The sequence below is a fragment of the Bacillus litorisediminis genome (assembly GCF_022808645.1).
Classification (GTDB): Bacteria; Bacillota; Bacilli; order Bacillales; family JC228; genus Bacillus_BF; species Bacillus_BF litorisediminis.
On the sequence record NZ_JAKZKT010000030.1, the window covers coordinates 25,914 to 46,954 of the forward strand.

Below are 21,041 nucleotides of genomic sequence, written 5' to 3' on the forward strand. Positions count from 1 at the left end.
AAGGATGAACCAATAAGGGGGAAATAATTTTATATGCAGAAATGTATGAGCTTACTATCGATGTTATTAATGGTACTTCTATTATTTACAGTAGCAGCATGCGGTCAAGATGCTGGTAAGAATCCAGGGACAAGTGACAATAACGCTAACGACGAAGACGGTATTAAAATCGGTCTGTCCGTATCTGACTTATCGTTAGAGCGTTGGCAGCATGACCGTGACTTTTTCGTAGCGAAAGCAGAAGAATTAGGAGCAAGCGTACTTGTTCAATCGGCTAACGGAGACGAAGCGGAGCAGTTATCTCAAATCGAAAATATGATTTCTCAAGGAATTGATGCGCTTGTCATTATTGCCATTAACTCTGATGCTTTAACAACAGTTGTTGACCAAGCGAAAGCAGAAGGAATACCGGTACTGGCTTATGACCGTTTAATTAACGGATCAGATGTAGACGCTTACGTATCATTTGATAACGTTCGCGTAGGGGAAATGCAAGCAGAATACTTGCTAGAGAAAGTTCCTGCAGGAAAATACTTCTTAATGGGTGGTTCTCCAACAGATAACAACGCAAAAATGTTCAGAGAAGGGCAAATGAACATCATCCAGCCGAAAGTTGACAGCGGTGATATTGAAATTGTAGGTGACCAATGGGTTAAAGGCTGGGACGCAACAGAAGCTTTAAAAATTATGGAAAACGCTTTAACAGCAACCAATAACCAAATTGATGCGGTTGTAGCATCTAATGATAGTACGGCTGGAGGAGCAATCCAAGCTCTTCAGGCACAAGGCTTAGCAGGTAAAGTAGTGATCTCGGGTCAAGATGCTGACTTAGCAGCCGTTCAACGTATTGCTGAAGGGACACAATCAATGACTGTCTACAAACCTATTAAAGCAATCGCTGAAAAGAGTGCTGAGGTTGCCGTGGCACTAGCTAAAGGAGAATCCGTAACAGCAGATTCTACTATTCATAATGGTAAAGTCGATGTACCATTCATTAAGCTGGATCCGATTAAAGTAGATAAAGAGAATCTTGTGGATACTGTCATTAAAGATGGTTTCCATTCTTATGATGACGTTTACAAAAATGTTCCGGAAAGCGAACGTCCTCCGCGTCCATAATACACTTATCATTCAAGGGGGGAGTTTCCCCCCGCCATCTATAAATATTACCCTCCAGAATTTAGGTGGTGAATCTAATGACAGAAACGTTCGCACTTGAAATGCAAGGGATTATTAAAGATTTTCCAGGGGTACGTGCGTTAGATAACGTCACATTTTCAGTGCGCAGAGGGGAAATCCATGCTTTATGCGGTGAAAATGGCGCAGGAAAATCAACATTAATGAAGATATTAAGCGGAGTATATCCATATGGTACTTATAAAGGAAGCATTTTCATTAACGGAAAAGAAGTTCAGTTTAAATCCATTAAAGAATCCCAAGATGCTGGAGTTGCGATTATTTATCAGGAACTTGCATTAGTAGGGGAAATGACCGTTGCTGAAAATCTCTTTTTAAGCCACGACTTGATGAGAGCAAAAGTCATAAACTGGAGTAAAATTTATGCGGAAGCGCAAAAGTGGCTCAATCAAATTGGTCTGCATATTAATCCGCAAACGAAAGTGAAAGATCTAACGGTTGGAAAACAGCAGCTCATTGAAATCGCAAAAGCTCTTACGAAGAAAGCTGATATTTTAATATTAGATGAGCCGACCGCGGCATTAACGGAAAGTGATGTAGAAATTTTAATGAATTTGTTAAAAGACTTACGGGCAAAAGGAGTTACATGTATTTATATCTCCCATAAGCTTGGTGAAGTGATGAGATTAGCAGATTCAGTAACAATTTTACGGGACGGAAAAACGATTAGTACAAACTCTATTAAAGAGATGTCTGAAGATAAAATTGTTACGAAAATGGTGGGCCGGGAGTTAACAGAGCTATTCCCTTATGAACCTCATCCAATCAGTGAAGAAAATATTTTAGAAGTAAAAGATTATTCAACGTTTGACCCATATGGAAAGAAGATTATTCATAACGTTTCTTTTTCTTTAAAAAAAGGAGAAATCTTAGGATTTTCAGGCTTAATGGGTGCCGGAAGATCGGAACTCTTTATAAGTCTCTTTGGAGGATTTAAAGGAAAAAAGATAGGCAAAGTTTTCATAGATGGGAAAGAAACCAACATTACAAAGCCTGCTGATGCTATTAAAGAAGGATTGGCATACGTATCGGAAGACCGGAAACGATATGGTCTGGTTTTAGGGATGGACATTACAAAAAATACGACATTAACTGCCTTAAATAAAGTGATGAAATTAAAGGTAATTGATCATGCCTTAGAGATAAAGAGTGCCGAAAGCATGGCTGCAAAAATGAAATTAAAAGCACCAAGCTTAGAAGCAACCGTTGGAAAGTTGAGTGGAGGAAATCAGCAAAAAATAGTTTTAAGCAAATGGCTCTTAAATAATCCAAAAATCTTAATTTTAGATGAACCGACACGCGGGATTGATGTGGGTGCAAAATATGAAATCTATAAAATTATGAATGATTTAGTAAAGCAAGGAGTTGGTATTGTTCTGATCTCCTCGGAGCTTCCAGAAGTAATGGGGATGTCTGATCGTATTCTCGTTATGTCAGAAGGGTCCATTACTGGGGAGTTCTTAAGAGAAGAAGCGACTCAAGAAAAAATTATGATGTGTGCGACTGGAGGGAAAACAGGTGAATCATCTGCCGTCAACAGTTAATACAAACGCACAAGAAGAAAAGGGATTAAGCTTTAAACTCGATATACAATCATACACATTAATTATTGCACTGGTTTTAATCGCAGTTATTTTTAGCGTTTTTACCGGCGGCGAGTTTCTATCTTCCCGTAATATCTCGAACCTATTTACGCAAATGTCTGTCATTGCGGTTTTAGCGATTGGGATGACGCTTGTGATTGTAGCTGGACATATCGACTTGTCCATTGGATCGCTTGTTGGATTAACAGGCGGAATTGCCGCGATATTACATGTTTGGTATGGTTGGAACACTTTTTTAGTAGTCATTGCCGCCATTGTGATCGGTGCACTATTTGGCTTATGGCAAGGATGGTGGGTCGCGTATCGTGCCGTACCTGCCTTTATAGTCACTCTTGGCGGAATGCTTATATTCCGAGGGATTTTAATCGGATTTAGTAAAGGGCAAACGGTTGCTCCGATGAGTGAAAGTTTCAAACAAATTGGAAACAGCTATCTTCCTTATGGAATAGGATATTTGTTAGCGATTGTCAGTATTGTACTTCTTATCTTTTGGACGAATCGAAATCGTTCGAAACGGAAAAGTATGGGATTACTTGTTTCAAATGCAACGATTGACTATGGAAAAGTTACATTATATTCCTTTTTCATTCTACTCATTACGTATATGTTAAATCGTTATTTTGGATTACCAGTACCGTTTTTAATTGTTATTTTAATTGCTGCTATCTTTATTTTTGTTTCAAATAAAACTGCTTTTGGCCGTTATATCTATGCGATCGGCGGCAACCAAGAAGCAGCAGCTCTATCTGGAATCAATATTAAACGTAATACACTTTGGGTGTTTATTACGATGGGTGGACTTGCTGGAGTTGCAGGAGTGTTACTCACAAGCCGTCTGAATGCTGCGACAGTTAGTGCTGGTAACATGTACGAGCTCGATGCGATTGCGGCATGTGTAATCGGCGGTACGAGCTTAATTGGTGGTAAAGGCCGTATCTTCGGTGCGTTAATTGGTGCTCTAATAATGGCAAGTATCGATAACGGTATGAGTATGATGAACATCGAAACATTCTGGCAGTACATTGTAAAAGGTTCAATTTTAATTATAGCTGTATGGATTGATATTTCTAACAAGAAATAAATAGATTCAAAGATTAAGGGAGGATAAAAAATGGCAACCAAAACACAGTATTTTCAAAATGTAAATCAAATCAAATATGAAGGTCCGAAATCGACCAATCCCTTTGCCTTTAAATATTACAATCCGGAAGAAGTAGTAGCCGGAAAGACTATGGAAGAGCTTCTTCGCTTCAGTGTTGCTTACTGGCACACATTTACGATGGATGGAACAGATCCTTTCGGTATCGGCACCATGCTTCGCCCGTGGGATAAATTTTCTGGAATGGACTTAGCAAAGGCACGGGTAGAGGCAGCTTTTGAGTTGTTTGAAAAATTAAATGTGCCATTCTTCTGCTTCCATGATGTCGATATCGCTCCAGAAGGAAATACTTTGAGTGAAACGTATAAAAACTTAGATGAAATTGTTGCGATGATTAAGGAATATATGGCAACTAGTAAAACAAAGCTTCTTTGGAATACAGCGAATATGTTCTCTCACCCTCGCTTTGTTCACGGAGCAGCAACTTCTGTCAATGCAGATGTATTTGCATATGCAGCAGCGAAAGTTAAAAAAGGTTTGGAAATCGGGAAAGAACTGGGTGCTGAAAACTACGTATTCTGGGGCGGACGTGAAGGGTATGAAACATTGCTCAATACAGATATGAAGCTTGAGCTTGATAATTTAGGCCGCTTCTTCCATCTAGCCGTTGATTATGCAAAAGAAATCGGGTTTAATGGCCAATTCTTAATCGAACCGAAGCCGAAAGAGCCAACGAAGCATCAGTATGATTTTGATGTAGCCACTGGAATGGCGTTCTTACAAAATTATGGCCTAAAAGATTACTTTAAATTTAATATTGAAGCTAACCATGCGACACTGGCAGGACATACGTTTGAGCATGAGCTGCGCACTGCAAGAATTAACGGTATGTTGGGATCAGTTGATGCAAACCAAGGCGACCCGCTATTAGGCTGGGATACAGATGAATTCCCGACAGATTTATACTCTACAACGCTCGCCATGTATGAAATTCTTCAAAATGGCGGATTAGGTAAAGGCGGACTCAACTTCGATGCAAAAGTAAGAAGAGGATCGTTTGAACCGGAAGATCTTTTCCACGCTCACATTGCTGGAATGGACAGCTTTGCGGTTGGCTTAAAAGTAGCACAAAAGCTAATTGAAGATCGAGTAATTGAAGACTTTGTCGAAGAGCGCTACTCCAGCTTCACTCATGGAATTGGAAAAGACATTGTTGAAGGGAAGACCAATCTTCAACAGCTAGAAGAGTATGCTCTGCAGCTTGGTGAAATCAAGAATCGTTCCGGACGAACTGAGCGTCTTAAATCTATTATTAACCAATATCTATTAACCGTTGTTTCTGAATAAATTTGATTAAATGAAGGATGTACCTATGGTATATCCTTTTATTTACAAATTATGTAAGTATAAAATTTTAGCAAAGAAGTAAATTAGACGCAGTTTAAAGGGAGTAATGGATATGAAATATGTGATCGGGATTGACCTGGGTACGAGTGCGGTCAAGGTGCTATTAGTGGATCAAAAGGGTTCTGTATGTCAAGAAGTTTCAAAATCCTACCCGCTGATTCATAAGCAATCAGGTTATAGCGAACAAGATCCGTCTGAATGGGTCGAGAAAACGGCGGAAGCACTAACAGAACTTGTCAAGAATTTTGATGGGGATGTTACCGCGATTGAGGGCATTAGTTTTTCGGGACAAATGCACGGATTAGTATTACTGGATGAAAATCACAAGGTTTTAAGGAATGCGATTCTTTGGAACGATACCCGTACAACGAAACAATGTAAAGACATTTACGAGACAGCAGGTGAGAAGAGGCTACTTGAGATAACGAAAAATCCTGCGCTTGAAGGTTTTACATTACCGAAGATTCTTTGGGTAAAAGAGCATGAAAGAGACATTTTTGAAAAGGCATCTGTTTTCTTGCTGCCAAAAGATTATTTGCGTTTCGCCATGACAGGTGCCATTCATAGTGAGTACTCCGATGCAGCAGGAACTTTATTATTAAATGTGAGTAAAAAAGCATGGAGCGATGAGCTTTGCCAGTTGTTCGGAATTGACATTCGTTTATGTCCGCCGCTGGTCGCGTCCCACGAATTTGTAGGAACGATTACTTCTGCTTTTGCGAAAAGAACCGGATTATCTGAGACAACAAAAGTATTTGCAGGAGGAGCGGATAATGCCTGCGGGGCAATTGGTTCAGGGATTTTATCGCAAGGAAAAACGTTATGCAGCATTGGAACCTCTGGTGTGATTCTTTCTTATGAAGAGAGCGGCGACCGGGATTTTCAAGGGAAGGTTCATTATTTTAATCACGGTGAAGAGAATGCCTACTATACAATGGGAGTGACCCTTTCTGCAGGGTATTCTTTAAGCTGGTTTAAAGATGTTTTTGCAGCTAATGAAGATTATGTAAGTTTACTTGATGGCGTTGAGCGTGTGCCAGCAGGTTCGAACGGATTAATGTTCACGCCGTATTTAGTTGGTGAACGTACGCCCCATGCCGATTCGGTCATTCGAGGCAGTTTTATCGGAATGGATGCATCTCATACTAAAAAAGATTTCGTTAGGGCGGTTTTAGAAGGAATAACATTCTCCCTTCACGAATCCATTCATATTTTCAGAGAGAACGGGAAGAAAATCGATACAATTGTTTCGATTGGCGGTGGTGCCAAAAATGAAGCCTGGCTGCAAATGCAGGCGGATATTTTCGATGCAAAGATTGTAAAGCTAGCGAATGAACAAGGGCCGTCAATTGGGGCAGCGATGCTTGCGGCAGTTGGAACTGGCTGGTTCGCTTCGTTAAAAGAATGTGCCGATGTTTTTGTGAAGGAAGCGAAAACAATCGAGCCCGTGAAAGAAAATGTTGAAAAATATCGTGAATTATTTATGGTTTATCAGCTAGTGTATCGATCCACCCAAGAATTAAATGAAAAACTGCAGTCTTTTAGAAATTAATTCGGATGGGAGGAAGCATTGTGAAAAAAGTGCGCTGGGGTATTTTAAGCACAGCTAATATTGGCAGAACACAATTAATTCCTGCTATTTTCCGGGCGGCAAACGCAGAAGCAGCGGCTATTGCAAGCCGCGGAAGCAAGGTGTACGGAGCAGCAGAGGAACTCGGAATTCCAAAAGCTTATGAAAGCTACGATGATTTATTAGAGGATCCGGAAGTTGATGCGGTCTATATTCCACTGCCAAATCATTTGCACAAAGAATGGGTGATAAAGGCAGCCAGGAAGGGAAAGCATGTTCTTTGTGAAAAACCATTAGCACTAGATGCAGCAGAAGCAGAAGAAATCGTACAGGTTACAAAAGAATGCAGAGTGAAGTTTATGGAAGCTTTCATGTATCAGCTTCATCCGCAACATGACCGAGTTCGCGAAATCATAAGATCAGGTGAGATTGGAGATGTAAAGTTATTCAAATCAAGCCACTCTTTTAATCTTGCTAATCAAGATGATATTCGTTTGAAAAAGGAAATGGGCGGCGGGGCCATGTATGATGTTGGCTGCTACTCTATTCATGCAATTCGGCATGTACTCTGCAGTGAACCGATTGAAGTGTTCGCAGGCGCTGAACTTGATCCGAAAACAGGTGTAGATCTTTCTTCATTTATCCATGTTAAAATGGAAAACGGGGTGACGGGGTTGTTTGATTGCAGCTTCGAAATGACAGGACGAAACGAATATGAAGTGGTCGGTACAAAAGGAACGATTAAAGTACCTTACGCCTTCCGTCCAGACAGAAACGGTCATATTGGTCACGTAGTAGTTACAACTAATTTTGGAGAGCGTATCGAAAAAATCGAAGGTGATATCTACAAACTGGAAGTCGAACACTTCTCCCAATCAGTTATCAATGATACATCCCTTATTTACCCAGGTTCAGAATCTATTAAAAATATGCGTGTCATCGAAGCATGTTACCAATCGATTGAAAGCGGATGTTCTGTAAAGTTGAAATAAATGAATATGAACATGAGCAAACCAGTTTCCTAGTGAGGGAAGCTGGTTTATTAAATCTGCATTGTCAAACTAAAAATATAAGTTTGTTATGGATATGGTATTCCTTAAATTGGCTTTGACAGAACAGCATTTTGCTTTTTATACTTAAGGAAATGGAAAAATTCTTACAATAATGAAAACTTTTTTAATAGAAAATGATAAAAGCTAGAATAAAAAAAGTTTTCATTTTTGGGAAGTGGGCATTCCGTTAATCCGCTTTCGACATAGCAGTGGATGGAATGGAAAAATGGTATAGATAGCGGGGCGATACATAATAGGGAGATTTAAGTTTCAGCAGCATTTTAATGAAAAGAAATTGTTTCAGTCAGAAATTGATAGTTTAATAGACCTCTCAATTTTTGAATTAGCATTTTGAAAAACAACATGACCTAGAAAACAACGGAGGATTTCAAAATGAAAAAATTAGTAAAAATAGTTGCAGCAAGTGTTTTAACATTATCTTTGTTCAGCGGTTCGGTAAGCGCAATGACCATGTATAATCAGCCGCCTTTTGAAGCATATAAAGTGTCCAAGGGAGATACTTTCTGGTTTATTGCTAAACGGTACGGGCTTAATTATCAGGAACTAATGAGATTAAATCCAAATGTGAATCCATATAATATGCAAGTTGGCTCCATTATTCGGTTAAAGTCTGCTTCTTATTCTAATACTACTGCTTCCACTTCTGTAAGTGTTGGAAGCATGACAGTCAGCAGCTACGAAAAACAGGTGGTTGACTTAGTGAATCAAGAAAGAGCAAGAGCTGGATTACCTTCATTAAAATTGAATGCTGAACTCTCTCGTGTTGCAAGATATAAATCTCAAGATATGCGCGATCGAAGATATTTCGATCATAACAGTCCAACTTACGGTTCTCCTTTTACGATGATGAGAAACTTTGGAATCTCATATCGCTCTGCTGGAGAGAATATTGCATATGGCCAAAGAACACCTCAGGAAGTTGTAAATGCTTGGATGAATAGTGCTGGCCACAGAGCCAATATATTAAACTCAAGCTTTACTGATATCGGTGTCGGATATGTAGCAGATGGGAACTACTGGACGCAAATGTTCATAGGAAGATAAGGCATGGATGATTCCATGTCTTTTTTTTATTTAAATTTGAAACGATTGATTTTCAATCACAATCACCGTTTGCTCATGCTTTTCATGAGCGATTTTCTTTGTTTGTTCAACTAATTGGTAAATGTGCTGACTGCAAATTTGAGCACCCTTAACCAGCAATGGTACTCCAATTGAATCAATGCCAAGTTCTCTTGACAAAAAACCGCCAATCGTCATGGGGAGCGGAACTGTAGGTGAAGTGTTAGAAAAAATGATCCTTTCTTCAAAATTAAATTTTTCTTGCAATAATAAGGACATATTTTTAAGAGCAGGTACCACATATTTATTCGACCTGCGTCCGATGGTATAAACGGGGTGTCCTTCCTCGTCATTCCCATGAAAAATGAGCTTCCCCGCATCTTGTTTGTTTAATTTATTAAAATAAGGAATAGATAAAATTTCTTCTTTGCTCAAAATTTTCGAAGAGGGAAGCAAAATCTTTAAATGATAAGCGGCTGCCATAGAAGTCGTATGAGTACCGCCAAAATCATGGTAAATATAAATCATAGGGATTCCTCGCAATTATTATGACTAACCTCTGGAGATTTTTGAAATCGTTTGCAACTAGGCAACTCTATAAAACCATCACACTCAGTGTGTTTATTTTTTTATAAATATCGATTTTTATACCTGAACGTCTTCCATTTCCAAAAAGAGCGTACGAAATTCAGGCAGATAACTCACGCTATTTAACATGCTCTTCTATCCAAATACCTGTGCAGCAATACCGTATAATTGGCCATTTCTCTTAGGCAGGGTATCGCAATTAAAGATCATAACAGGAGGTTCACTCGCTATTTCAAAACCCCTTTCCTGTAAACAATTAATAAAGAGATGATTATGGATGGGGGTATCAATCCTGAGCTTTCCTTCATGCTTATATGCCAATCGATCGATTAATGCCAAAGCTAATTTATGATCAGGAGCGACAATCGGCCCTAAAATTAAGTTTTCGGGACCCAAAATGGAGAGAGCAAATCCATTTACTTTACCAGATTCGGTAGTGGGTCTTATACAACCATAGCGGGCCGCTTACTACCGGCAGGAGGGGATTTACTCTCGGTAGCGGGCCGTTTACTCTCGGTAGGAGGGGATTTACTACCGGTAGGAGGGGATTTACTACCGGTAGGAGGGGATTTACTACCGGTAGGAGGGGATATACTCTCGGTAGCGGGCAGTTTACTCTCGGTAGAAGGGGATTTACTCTCGGTAGAAGGGGGTTTTCTCTCGGTAGAAGGGGGTTTACTCTCGGTAGAAGGGGTTTACTCTCGGTAGAAGGGGGTTTACTCTCGGTAGAAGGGGATTTACTCTCGGTAGGAGTGGATTTACTCTCGGTAGCGGGCCGTTTACTCTCGGTAGGAGTGGATTTACTCTCGGTAGAAGGGGATTTACTCTCGGTAGCGGGCCGTTTACTACCGGTAGAAGGGGGGTTACTCTCGGTAGAGGGGGATTTACTCTCGGTAGAAGGGGGTTTACTCTCGGTAGCGAGCCGTTTACTCTCGGTAGGAGGGGATTTACTCTCGGTAGTGGGCCGTTTACTCTCGGTAGGAGGGGATTTACTCTCGGTAGCGGGCCGTTTACTACCGGCAGGAGGGGATTTACTCTCTGTAACGGGTCGTTTACTCATGATAACTTGAGGTTTTTCTCACATCAATTTCAAGAATTCTTATAAAAATAATCGGAATTCGCTTGACAAACGGATATTGCAATATTAAGATAATTAAAAAATTAAATAAAAATCTTATCCAGAGAAGCTGAGGGACTGGCCCGATGACGCTTCAGCAACCTCTATCCATGTGATAGAAAGGTGCTAATTCCAGCAAGCATAGTCTTGGAAGATAAGAGTGATTACATAAAAGGGAGTCCTCTTTTCTTTGCGAGAAATGAGGACTTTTTATTTTGAAAAAATTGATCTGAGAAAGAAGGATGATTAATGATCAACATTGTTATTTTATGTGGAAGTCCATCTGAAAAGTCAACAACCAACATCGTACTTCAGTATTTGCAGGATTCGTTAGAAAATGAAGGACATCAAATTACGCATTTTTCCGTATTAGATTTTTCTCCTGCCGATTTGGCATATGGGCACTATAACAGCCCAAAAGTGAGAGAAAGTTCAAACATAATAGAGAATGCAGATGGGATCATAATCGGTTCACCCGTTTACAAGGCTTCCTATACAGGTGTATTAAAAGCGTTTTTAGACTTATTGCCAGAAGGTGTCTTTAAGGATAAACCCGTTCTGCCCATAATGGTAGGCGGCAGTCCAGCCCATTTACTCGCCATTGATTTTGCTTTAAAACCGCGATTACCACATTAAAAGGGAAACCATGTCAGGGCATTTATATATTAAATAGCCATGTAGATAAAACAGATCAAAGAAAACCTGTTACAGATTTGGACACGATCAATCGATTACATTATCAATTGCATAGTTTTCTTCAGGATATCCGACTTGGGAAACAATGGACGTTTTAAGAATAAAAACCTTTTGTAAAAACGAGAAGAGGAAAATACCTAAGAAACTGGGGGAAATTAAATGTCACCAAAAAGGATTTATTTAAATGCTTTTGATATGAATTGTTCAGGTCATCAATCACCTGGTTTATGGAAACATCCAGATGATCGCTCCGCTACTTATAAAGATGCTGAATATTGGACGCATCTTGCAAAGGTGCTGGAAAAAGGCCGTTTTGATGCAATCTTCTTAGCAGATGTGTTAGGTACGTATGATGTTTATAAAAATTCAAGAAATCCGGCTGTGCGTGATGGTGTTCAAGTCCCTGTAAACGATCCGGCATTTGTTGTACCCATTATGGCCCAGGCAACAAAACATTTAGGTTTTGGATTAACCTCTTCAACTACTTATGATCACCCTTATTCATTTGCCAGAAAAATGTCTACTCTCGATCATTTGACAAAAGGAAGAATCGGATGGAACGTTGTCACCTCTTATTTAAATAGTGCAGCTGTTAACCTGGGCTTGGATAAACAAATAAGTCATGATGAGCGCTATGAAATAGCTGAAGAATATATGGAAGTAGTATATAAGCTTTGGGAAGCAAGCTGGGAAGATGATGCCGTCATTTTAGATAAAGAAAGAGGAATTTTTGCGGATCCAGATAAGGTTCATGACATTCAACATGAAGGAATGTATTTCAAAGTCCCAGGTGTTCATTTGTGTGAACCTTCCCCCCAACGGACACCTGTCATTTTCCAAGCCGGAGCATCGTCGCGAGGAAGAAGGTTTCTTGCAAGACATGCAGAACTGGCATTTATTGGTGCTACTTCAATGCAAAGTACAAAAAAGACAGTTCAAGCGATCCGAGAAGAAACCATCAAAGCAGGAAGAAAACCAGAGGAAGTCAAAATTTTAACTGCGATTACGCCAATTGTGGCCCCTACTCAAGAAGAGGCAGAAGCAAAATTGGCCGAATACAAAAAGTATGCCAGTTTCGAGGGAGCGCTTGCCTTAATCGGCGGCTGGACAGGATTGAATTTAGATGGACTTGATCCGCATGAAAAGGTTAAATATGTTGAAAATGATGCGATTCAATCTACTTTAAAAGCATTTTCTGAATTTACCGTTCAAGAAGTAACGGAATTTGTAGGAGTCGGCGGAATGGGTCCTGTCATTGTTGGTTCCCCTGAAAAAATAGCAGATTCATTAGAAGAATGGGTACATGTAACAGGCATAGACGGGTTTAACATTGTCTATGCCATTACACCAGGAACCTTTGAGGATTTCGTTGAATATGTAGTGCCTATTTTACATGAACGTGGTCTAGTCAGAAAAGAATATGAGGAAGGAACATTCCGTAAAAACTTATTTGGACATGATTATTTAAATGATCATCATCCAGCTAGACAACATCGAAAAAAAACTGTGATTATTTAAAGGGAAATGTAAAAACACTTTTTTGCGCCTTGCAGCGTAATGAAGTTGTTTTTTATTGGCAATTCATTAGTGTTGCAACAACATAAAAAGCGCAAGCATTTTTACAATGACTCGCGCTTTTTCCATTTAACCAATTACTTAGCCTTCTCCTCAAACAGCTTCGCAATCTCAATTATCACATTCGTTGCCTTTACCATATTATCAACGGAAATATACTCAAACTTGCCGTGATAATTTTCACCGCCTGTAAAGATGTTTGGGGTTGGCAGTCCCATGTAGGAGAGCTGGGAACCGTCTGTACCGCCGCGAATGGGCTTTATCACCGGTGTAATATCTAATCTTTCCATTGCTTCGTACGCAATGTCGACAATATGTTTTACAGGCTCAATTTTTTCCCTCATATTGTAGTATTGATCCTTCATTTCCAATATGATTCTGTCTTCGCCATACTCAGCCTGCAAATCCTTCACAATTTTTTCAACGTTTGCTTTCCTCGCGTTAAAATTGTCCCGGTCGAAGTCACGAATAATATAGGATATTTTCGTTTGCTCGACATCGCCTTCAATGGAGCTTAAATGGTAAAAGCCTTCATATCCCTCGGTATACTCTGGAGCTTCCTCAGCAGGTAAGCGTCTGTTAAATTCCATCGCAATTTTTACAGAATTAATCATTTTACCTTTGGCAGTGCCTGGGTGAATGTTGTTTCCTTTAATGGTCAGCTTGAAACCGGCTGCATTAAAACTTTCGTATTCGAGCTCTCCAAGCGGTCCGCCATCCACGGTATAGGCATATGCAGCATTAAAAGCAGCGACATCGAACTTATGTGGTCCGCGCCCGATTTCTTCATCAGGTGTAAAAGCGACTCTGATTTTTCCGTGCTTGATTTCAGGATGCTGAATTAAATAATCCATGGCCGTCATAATTTCAGCAATTCCGGCTTTATTGTCGGCTCCTAAAAGGGTTGTGCCATCTGTTGTAATCAAAGTATGGCCTTTATATTGGCTTAGGGCAGGAAAATCCTTCGGAGATAGGACTACATTTTCATTTAACCGAATGTCTCCGCCGCCATAATTTTCAACAAGCTGCGGTTTTACGTTAGCTCCGGTAAAATCAGTAGCTGTATCTAGGTGTGCTAAAAAACCGATCGTCGGCACATTTTTTTCCGTATTGGCCGGAAGGGTAGCCATGACATAGCCATTTTCATCGACCGTCACTTCTTCCATCCCAATCGATTTTAATTCGTCTGCCAGCATCTTCGCTAATGTAAGCTGCCCTGGTGTGGATGGACAAGTATCACTCTCTTCATTAGACTGTGTATCAACTTTGACATAGGTTGTTAATCTTTTAATAAGGTCATCTCTCATCTATCCTCAACTCCTCTTTGGTCTACGTGATTATTTTACCATATTGCACCAGAATACTTATACATTCCCTTAACAAAGCTTTTACATTTTTAATAAAACACTTGATTTAAAGTTTGATTGCTTTAGAATAGGGGTATTAGAAATAATCCATGAAATAGGAAAGAGACTTTATCAAGTTATTGACTTTTATTAAGGAATGGGTATAATAATATACTTGCGTGTCTCTAAAAAAAATGAAACACCGTTCAAAATTTGTTCATAATTTCCTGTAAAAATGAAGAGTATAATAGATAGATAATGATGGACTAACTTAAGTGTTTACTTGAAAGTAGGTGTAATACATGAATACCTTCATACAAAAAGGTCAAGGTTTAGTTAATAAATTTGTTGGCTTTTTCTTTCTGGCAGTAATCATGCTATGGCTGAAAACATATATCGTACAATTGACACAATTTGACTTAGGTGTTGAAAATACATTTCAAGAGTTTCTATTGCTCCTAAATCCATTAGGATCATCGATGCTGTTCTTGGGTCTGGCGTTCTTCGCCAGAGGCAAAAAGAAATATATATGGTTAATCATTATTGATTTCGTATTATCATTTCTTTTATATGCCAATGTCATGTACTATCGTTTCTTTAATGACTTTATTACCTTGCCAACATTAACGCAGACTCAAAACTTTGGAGATGTCAGCAGCAGTATTACTGCTCTTTTGAAACCATATGATGCGTTATTCTTTGTCGATGTTCTGCTTTTAATTGGCTTATTAGCTTTTAAACTGGTCAAAATCGAAGCAAATGACATCAAACGCCGGATGGTATTGGCATTACTGACTTTCTCACTTGGAATTTCAACCTTTAACCTGGCGTTAGCGGAAATTGACCGTCCGCAATTATTGACAAGAGGATTTGACCGCAACTACATCGTGAAATATCTGGGTATGTACAACTACACGATTTACGATGCAGTTCAAAGCACAAAAGCTTCAGCGCAGCGTGTATTAGCAGACAGCAACGATATTACAGAAGTCATCAACTATACAAAATCAAACCATGCAGATCCGAATCCTGAATACTTCGGTAAAGGGGAAGGGATGAACGTGATTTATATCCATCTCGAATCCATTCAGAACTTCCTGATTGATTATAAGCTGCATGGGGAAGAGGTAACACCATTCCTGAACTCGATGACGGAAGAAGAAAACACGATTTATTTTGATAACTTCTACCACCAGACAGCTCAAGGGAAAACAGCAGATGCTGAATTTATCTTAGAAAATTCGCTGTATGGTCTGCCACAAGGCTCAGCCTTTACAACAAAAGGAATGAACACCTACCAGGCAGCACCAGCGATTCTGAAGGAAAAAGGCTACACATCAGCTGTGTTCCACGGCAATGCAGGAAGCTTCTGGAACCGTGATGAAATTTATAAATCATTCGGTTACGATCACTTCTTTGATGATGATTATTATGTGATGAATCCGGAAGACTTAGCGGATTATGGGTTAAAGGACAAGCCGTTTCTAGATCAATCGATTCCGTTATTAGAATCGTTGCCGCAGCCATTCTATACTAAATTTATTACGGTGTCTAACCATTACCCATATCCAATTAGTGAAGAGGAAGCAACCATTGCTCCGCATACAACAGGCGACCCATCCGTGGATACGTACTTCCAGACAGCCCGTTATGCGGATGAAGCTCTAAAAGAGTTCTTTGATTACTTGAAGGAATCCGGTCTATACGACAACTCCATCATCATTATGTACGGAGACCACTACGGTATCTCGGAAAACCATAAAAGAGCGATGGAACAAGTGTTAGGGAAAGAAATCACACCAGCTGTAAATGCCAGCTTACAAGAGGTTCCACTTTTCATCCGAGTACCAGGAATGGAAGGCGGAGTGAACCATACGTACGGAGGACAAATTGACATCCTTCCAACCCTACTCCACCTGCTCGGCATTGAAACAAATGACTATGTCCAATTCGGAACAGACTTACTATCCGAAGAACATGATCAGCTCATTCCATTCCGTAATGGAGACTTTGTAAGCCCAACAATCACAGCAGTGGATGGCAAATACTATAATCCTAACACGGGATTGCCAATCGAAGATCCTGGGCTGCTAGAACAAGCGCAACAATACCAAGAGCTTGTAGAGCAAAAACTATCGCACTCTGATCAGGTTGTAAATGGAGATTTATTACGATTCTATACACCAGATGGCTTTACGCCAGTGGATCGTTCAAAGTATGATTATAATAAGACGGATGAAGAAAGTAATGAATCCACAGAAGAATCAAATCAATAGATGATGCATGTAAAGACTACCTTGAAGGAATTTCGGGGTAGTCTTTTTTATCCTTACATAATTTTCCGTTAAGTTGCTTCTGAACATGGATTTTTTTTATTTAAATGTAAAGGATATTTCTTTCGCATCTCGAAATATAGATTAAAGATTATTTTCAAATTCTGGGGGTACAGATTGTGAGCTATATCGAACAAAAAATAGATTCGATTTTTGCCAAATGGCAGCAGGGGGTATGCCCTGGGGGACAGGTGGCTGTCAGAAAAGACGGCGAACTGTTATGTTTTAAAAACTTCGGGTATGCCAATATCGAACAAGGTATACCTGTTAAAGATGAGACCGTTTTCCACGTGGCTTCTGTTTCTAAGCAAATCACCGTTATGTGTGTGCTATTGCTGCAAGAGGATGGGAAGCTTCATATCGATGATGATGTGAGAGAGTATGTCTCTGAATATATCAGCTTTGAAGAGCCAGTGACGATACGCCAGATGATAAATAACGTGAGCGGAATTAGAGATCAATGGGAGCTTTTAGGATTAAGCGGCGTAAGAATCGTAGATACCATCACGCAAAGAGACGCACTATCTATGATTAGCAAGCAAACAAAGCTCAACTTCAAGCCGCAGTCCCAATATCTGTATAGCAACTCTAATTTTACGCTGCTGGCTGAAATCGTTGAACGTGTATCTGGCAAATCCCTAAATGAATTTGCGAAAGAAAGGATTTTTATCCCCCTTGGAATGAAGCAAACCTTTTTTAAGGACAACTACTGGAAGGTTATTCCAAATTTAGCGAATTCCTATTATGATGACGGGACCGGGAACTTTGTAAATAGTGTTCTGAACTATGGCACTTACGGGGCAACGTCTCTTAACACAACGGCCACTGATTTTTTAAAATGGATGGACAACTATAAAAACCCTATCATCTGTAGTAATGAGTCACTCCAAATCATGTTTGAAAATCCAACTTTAACAGATGGAACGAAAAGCAATTATGCCGGCGGGTTATTTGTCGGAGAGTATAAAGGTCATCCATACATAGAACACGGTGGGGCGGATGCTGCTTACAGAAGCCAGATAATGCGCTTTACCGAGGATGATGTAGACATTGTACTTCTTGCTAATACGCAAAATATACTGATGAAGGACGCAGCTTTTGCCGTGGCAGACGTAATCTTCGGTCATGAAGAAAGAGAGTCAAAAGAAGAGCAGCCGAAAGAATATACGGAAGAATATAATCTAGAGGATATAGAAGGGTACTACTTTGCTTCATCAGATCCTTTTATGGCCTTTGATATAACGATAAAAGAGGGGAAACCTCATTTAAAAAATCCTTATGGCTATACACCTTTAACGCATGTTTCGGGCAACCATTTTAAAATACAGTCACAAAATCTAGATATATATCTTGGTACGAATTGTGTCCTAAAGACAAAAGAAAAGCTCCTTCCACTTCAAAAGCTGAAGCCTTTTAAATCAGAGGATCGTTCTATTTATAATGGACGATACCATAGCAGTGAGCTCGACACCTGGTATGATGTCATTGAGAAAAATGGAATCTTGTACATCTCCCATTCCAGAAATGGGGAGCAGGTCCTCTATCAAATAGAACAAAACAAATTCGTAACCAATGATCCTTTTACTTTTTTGGTTGAATTTATATTTGAAGAGGATCAGTTGAGAGGGTTTGCAATTTCAGGGAACCGAGCTAAATATATAGAGCTTGTGAAGGAGAAAAAATAATAGATTTGTAAAGATGTCCCGGTCAATGTCCGGGGCTATTTTTCGATATAGATAAAGATGTTTTTATTGAAATCATTCCCCGGGTAAGCGCAAATTTTGACAAGTTTACTGTTCATTCTACGTCGATGCAGGCATTTTGTCGATTGTGTTTTATGCTAGTGAACTTTTGAGTTCAGGTAAATAGGTAAAAATAATAAAATTGATGAGATTGTAAAAATAATGATTTAAACCTTAAACGAGAGCATCCCCCTTTAATTAAGAGGGAGTCCGAATGAGATAGAGAATATTAATATGTAAAAAGATGGTACGTAAACTACTAGATACCGTCATTTCTTCATGTAAAGCTTAAAAATCGTAATCAATATAAGCATTTGTAAAGGTTACACTCTCTGCAGCAAGATAATCCTACTATTGTCCGCAGTAAAATCGTATGTTTGGATAGTAATTGGCTCAATCTTGACTTTGCCGATTCTTGGTACATCACGTAAACAGATTGATTCGGAGATAACAAAGCGGATTTAAAAAAATGTCTTAATCTTAATGTCGGTATTGTTGTCTTAAAGCCTGGTAAGGATTTTCCGAATCAATACCATACAGAATGTGAAGAAATCTTTTACATTCTTGAAGGTGAGATCGATTTTTATATTAATTATGAAAGAGTTCCCGCGAAGCCAGGAGATATGATCCAGTGCAGGCCACATGACTCTCATTACTTAATTAACAATTCAAATCAAAATTTTAATGCAGTCTTCATTAAATCACCGCATATAGGGAGAAATGACTCTGTCACGATTGAAAAGCCGGATTTAAATAAAGGAGTGAACCCATCATGAGCTGGGGATTTAAAAATCGCTTAAATAAAATTTTACCAAATGGAAGAGCAGTGATGCTCGCAATCGACCATGGATATTTTCTAGGTCCAATTACAGGACTTGAAAAGCCTGGTGAAACCGTAAAAGAGCTTCTGCCTTATACAGATTCCTTATATTTAACAAGAGGAACGCTCGCTGCTTGTATCCTAGAGGATGTAGAAAAGCCAATGGTTCTACGTGTATCAGGTGGACCAACCGTTTTAAACGATTTATCAAATGAAACGATTGTCACTTCTGTAAAAGAAGCCATCAGGCATAATGTAGTGGGCGTAGGGGTATCGGTTTTTGTTGGATCTAAAAATGAAACGCAGACTATTACCAATTTAGCACATGTTGTAACGGATGCCCATGATTATGGAATTCCAGTTCTAGGAATCACTGCAGTGGGTCATGAATTAGAAAAAAGAGATGCTAGATTTCTAGCCTTAGCATCCAGAGTTGTAGTGGAAACGGGTGCTGACATTGTCAAAACCTATTACTGTGAGAATTATGAAAAGGTAACGAGTACATGTCCAGTCCCAATCGTAATCGCAGGGGGGCAAAGTTCGATACCATCCGCGAAACCTCGAGATCACCTATAATGCCATGAACCAGGGAGCGGCAGGTGTGGATATGTGGCGCAACATTTGGCAATCTTCTCATCCTAGAGCGATGATTAAGGCGATTCATGCGATTGTAAAAGAAGGGTTTACAGTCGATCAAGCTGTGGAATTGTATGAGTCTGGTACTAATGTTAAGGTATAAGTAAAAACAGATAGATTAAAAACAACTATTAATTTTGAGCTGTAGGGTTCATTGTTTATCAGTGGCCCTTGACCAATAGAAAGAACCAACTTGAAAGGAGATTTCGAGGCGGTTCATTCCTATTAGCGTTCTTCAAAAACTCAATCACCTCCACTTTCTCAATCCACTTTTCAGCTCCAGTCCCATCCGGATTCGCTTTCCAAAGATCCTTATCCCGATCTATAATAGATGTTCCCCGAAACCAAACCAGCTTACCGATAGACTTTACATACTGAGGGCTATAGTCGCTATACCCTTTAGGAGGCTTCGTAATCTGAAGCTGCTGGTTAGACTCTAAATCAATCGAATAAAGGGCAGGTAATGGATGCTTGCTAAAATCATTGGTCCAGTCCTTCTCTTGTACGTGATGTGACAATGCGTTTATCCGTGATCTAATCAAAATCAAGTTCAGCGAGTTCCTCAGGTGTATACGTACCATACACTGGCATTTCCCGTATCTTTAAATCCTTGTTCTTAAAACCAAACACAATCCGGCCCCCGCCTGCAATATCAGAAATGTTCAATATCCCTCCAGCATTAAAAGCAACCACATTTTTTTTGCGGTTACCAGGAAGGGGAATACCCGTCTTGAAAAAATTCTTCTTTACACCGGTTTCAACCTCTATGAGCCAGATCTCAGTTTCTTGCCGGGTTTGTTGAGGGGAAGAAGGGGTTTCGGTCTGATATAATAGCCATTTGCCATCAGTGGACAACTTTGGAACATTGATTATATTTCCGGTGTCCGTTATTTGCTTAACATCTTCATTTTGCAGTAACCAGAGGTTTCCGTCTCTGATGAAGGCGGCTTTAAGATGTAATGCATTAGCAGAAAAGGGTATAACGAATAGGGTGAATATTTAACATGTGCAAGCTGCAATCCACCTCATGCTCTCAGCTCCAATATTTTCATTTCTAGTTGACTTCTATGTTTAAAGTGAATTAAAAGAGAACGTTTAGATATTAAAATTATTCAACAACAAACTTTATCTTATGTACTCAATATCCTATGTAGTATCAAATATCCATGACGCAGG

General features: G+C 39.5%; 16 protein-coding genes, 2 pseudogenes and 1 riboswitch. Of the genes and pseudogenes, 13 read left to right on the forward strand and 5 right to left on the reverse strand.

All coding sequences use genetic code 11. From position 1 onward, the window contains the following. Nucleotides 1–33: 33 nt before the first annotated feature. The 7 genes from xylF (at nt 34) to MLE14_RS15155 (ending at nt 8,994) form a co-directional block, all read left to right on the forward strand. Nucleotides 34–1,119, forward strand: coding sequence for a D-xylose ABC transporter substrate-binding protein (gene xylF, locus MLE14_RS15125; protein ID WP_243299256.1), 1,086 nt, complete (start codon nt 34–36; stop codon nt 1,117–1,119). Between the two features lie 77 nt (nt 1,120–1,196). Further along, nucleotides 1,197–2,741, forward strand: coding sequence for a xylose ABC transporter ATP-binding protein (locus tag MLE14_RS15130; RefSeq protein WP_243299257.1), 1,545 nt, complete (start codon nt 1,197–1,199; stop codon nt 2,739–2,741). After that, the gene (locus tag MLE14_RS15135; RefSeq protein WP_243299274.1) at nt 2,725–3,882 is read left to right on the forward strand and encodes a sugar ABC transporter permease; all 1,158 of its coding nucleotides are present in this window, start codon (nt 2,725–2,727) and stop codon (nt 3,880–3,882) included. Before MLE14_RS15130 ends, MLE14_RS15135 begins: the two co-directional genes overlap by 17 nt. Nucleotides 3,883–3,912: 30 nt before the next feature. Then, entirely contained in the window at nt 3,913–5,247 is a 1,335-nt protein-coding gene (xylA, locus tag MLE14_RS15140) for a xylose isomerase (RefSeq protein ID WP_243299258.1), read from the forward strand. 112 nt (nt 5,248–5,359) lie between these two features. After that, nucleotides 5,360–6,859, forward strand: a complete 1,500-nt coding sequence (xylB, locus tag MLE14_RS15145; RefSeq protein ID WP_243299259.1) for a xylulokinase — start codon at nt 5,360–5,362, stop codon at nt 6,857–6,859. 20 nt (nt 6,860–6,879) lie between these two features. After that, nucleotides 6,880–7,869, forward strand: coding sequence for a Gfo/Idh/MocA family protein (locus tag MLE14_RS15150; RefSeq protein ID WP_313897633.1), 990 nt, complete (start codon nt 6,880–6,882; stop codon nt 7,867–7,869). Nucleotides 7,870–8,322: 453 nt separating this feature from the next. Beyond that, nucleotides 8,323–8,994, forward strand: coding sequence for a CAP domain-containing protein (locus MLE14_RS15155; protein WP_243299260.1), 672 nt, complete (start codon nt 8,323–8,325; stop codon nt 8,992–8,994). A 30-nt stretch (nt 8,995–9,024) separates the two neighbouring features. Here MLE14_RS15155 and MLE14_RS15160 read toward each other — a convergent pair whose 3' ends face one another. Together MLE14_RS15160 and MLE14_RS15165 are read right to left on the reverse strand one after the other, a co-directional pair. After that, nucleotides 9,025–9,540 carry a DUF3189 family protein gene (locus tag MLE14_RS15160; RefSeq protein ID WP_243299261.1) on the reverse strand — a complete coding sequence of 172 codons (516 nt, stop codon included), beginning with the start codon at nt 9,538–9,540 and terminating at the stop codon, nt 9,025–9,027. A 195-nt stretch (nt 9,541–9,735) separates the two neighbouring features. Beyond that, nucleotides 9,736–10,047, reverse strand: a complete 312-nt coding sequence (locus MLE14_RS15165) for a hypothetical protein (protein WP_313897765.1) — start codon at nt 10,045–10,047, stop codon at nt 9,736–9,738. A gap of 724 nt (nt 10,048–10,771) precedes the next feature. Then, nucleotides 10,772–10,878, forward strand: a riboswitch (SAM riboswitch). Nucleotides 10,879–10,966: 88 nt separating this feature from the next. Between MLE14_RS15165 and ssuE the strand changes: the two genes are divergently transcribed. Both ssuE and MLE14_RS15175 read left to right on the forward strand, forming a co-directional pair. Next, the gene (ssuE, locus tag MLE14_RS15170) at nt 10,967–11,353 is read left to right on the forward strand and encodes an NADPH-dependent FMN reductase (protein WP_243299263.1); all 387 of its coding nucleotides are present in this window, start codon (nt 10,967–10,969) and stop codon (nt 11,351–11,353) included. A 219-nt stretch (nt 11,354–11,572) separates the two neighbouring features. Then, nucleotides 11,573–12,931, forward strand: a complete 1,359-nt coding sequence (locus MLE14_RS15175) for an LLM class flavin-dependent oxidoreductase (RefSeq protein ID WP_243299264.1) — start codon at nt 11,573–11,575, stop codon at nt 12,929–12,931. Nucleotides 12,932–13,065: 134 nt separating this feature from the next. Here MLE14_RS15175 and pepT read toward each other — a convergent pair whose 3' ends face one another. Then, nucleotides 13,066–14,295, reverse strand: a complete 1,230-nt coding sequence (gene pepT, locus MLE14_RS15180) for a peptidase T (RefSeq protein WP_243299265.1) — start codon at nt 14,293–14,295, stop codon at nt 13,066–13,068. Nucleotides 14,296–14,636: 341 nt separating this feature from the next. Here pepT and MLE14_RS15185 point away from each other — a divergent pair, with 341 nt between their 5' ends. From MLE14_RS15185 to lsrF, 4 genes and pseudogenes are all read left to right on the forward strand, one after another. Further along, a complete protein-coding gene (locus MLE14_RS15185) occupies nt 14,637–16,610 on the forward strand; it encodes an LTA synthase family protein (RefSeq protein ID WP_243299266.1) in 1,974 nt (657 codons plus the stop codon). A 176-nt stretch (nt 16,611–16,786) separates the two neighbouring features. After that, nucleotides 16,787–18,352 carry a serine hydrolase domain-containing protein gene (locus MLE14_RS15190; RefSeq protein ID WP_243299267.1) on the forward strand — a complete coding sequence of 522 codons (1,566 nt, stop codon included), beginning with the start codon at nt 16,787–16,789 and terminating at the stop codon, nt 18,350–18,352. A 497-nt stretch (nt 18,353–18,849) separates the two neighbouring features. Then, nucleotides 18,850–19,185: pseudogene (locus tag MLE14_RS15195) on the forward strand (cupin domain-containing protein); the annotation flags it as partial. After that, nucleotides 19,182–19,968 (forward strand): annotated as a pseudogene (gene lsrF / locus MLE14_RS15200) (3-hydroxy-5-phosphonooxypentane-2,4-dione thiolase). The pseudogenes MLE14_RS15195 and lsrF, both read left to right, overlap by 4 nt. 58 nt (nt 19,969–20,026) lie before the next feature. Here the strand turns inward: lsrF and MLE14_RS15205 are convergent. Further along, nucleotides 20,027–20,383, reverse strand: a complete 357-nt coding sequence (locus tag MLE14_RS15205; RefSeq protein WP_243299268.1) for a hypothetical protein — start codon at nt 20,381–20,383, stop codon at nt 20,027–20,029. 16 nt (nt 20,384–20,399) lie between these two features. Continuing rightward, complete coding sequence (locus MLE14_RS22500) at nt 20,400–20,531, reverse strand: hypothetical protein (protein WP_279326855.1); 132 nt, start codon at nt 20,529–20,531, stop codon at nt 20,400–20,402. Between the last annotated feature and the right edge of the window lie 510 nt (nt 20,532–21,041).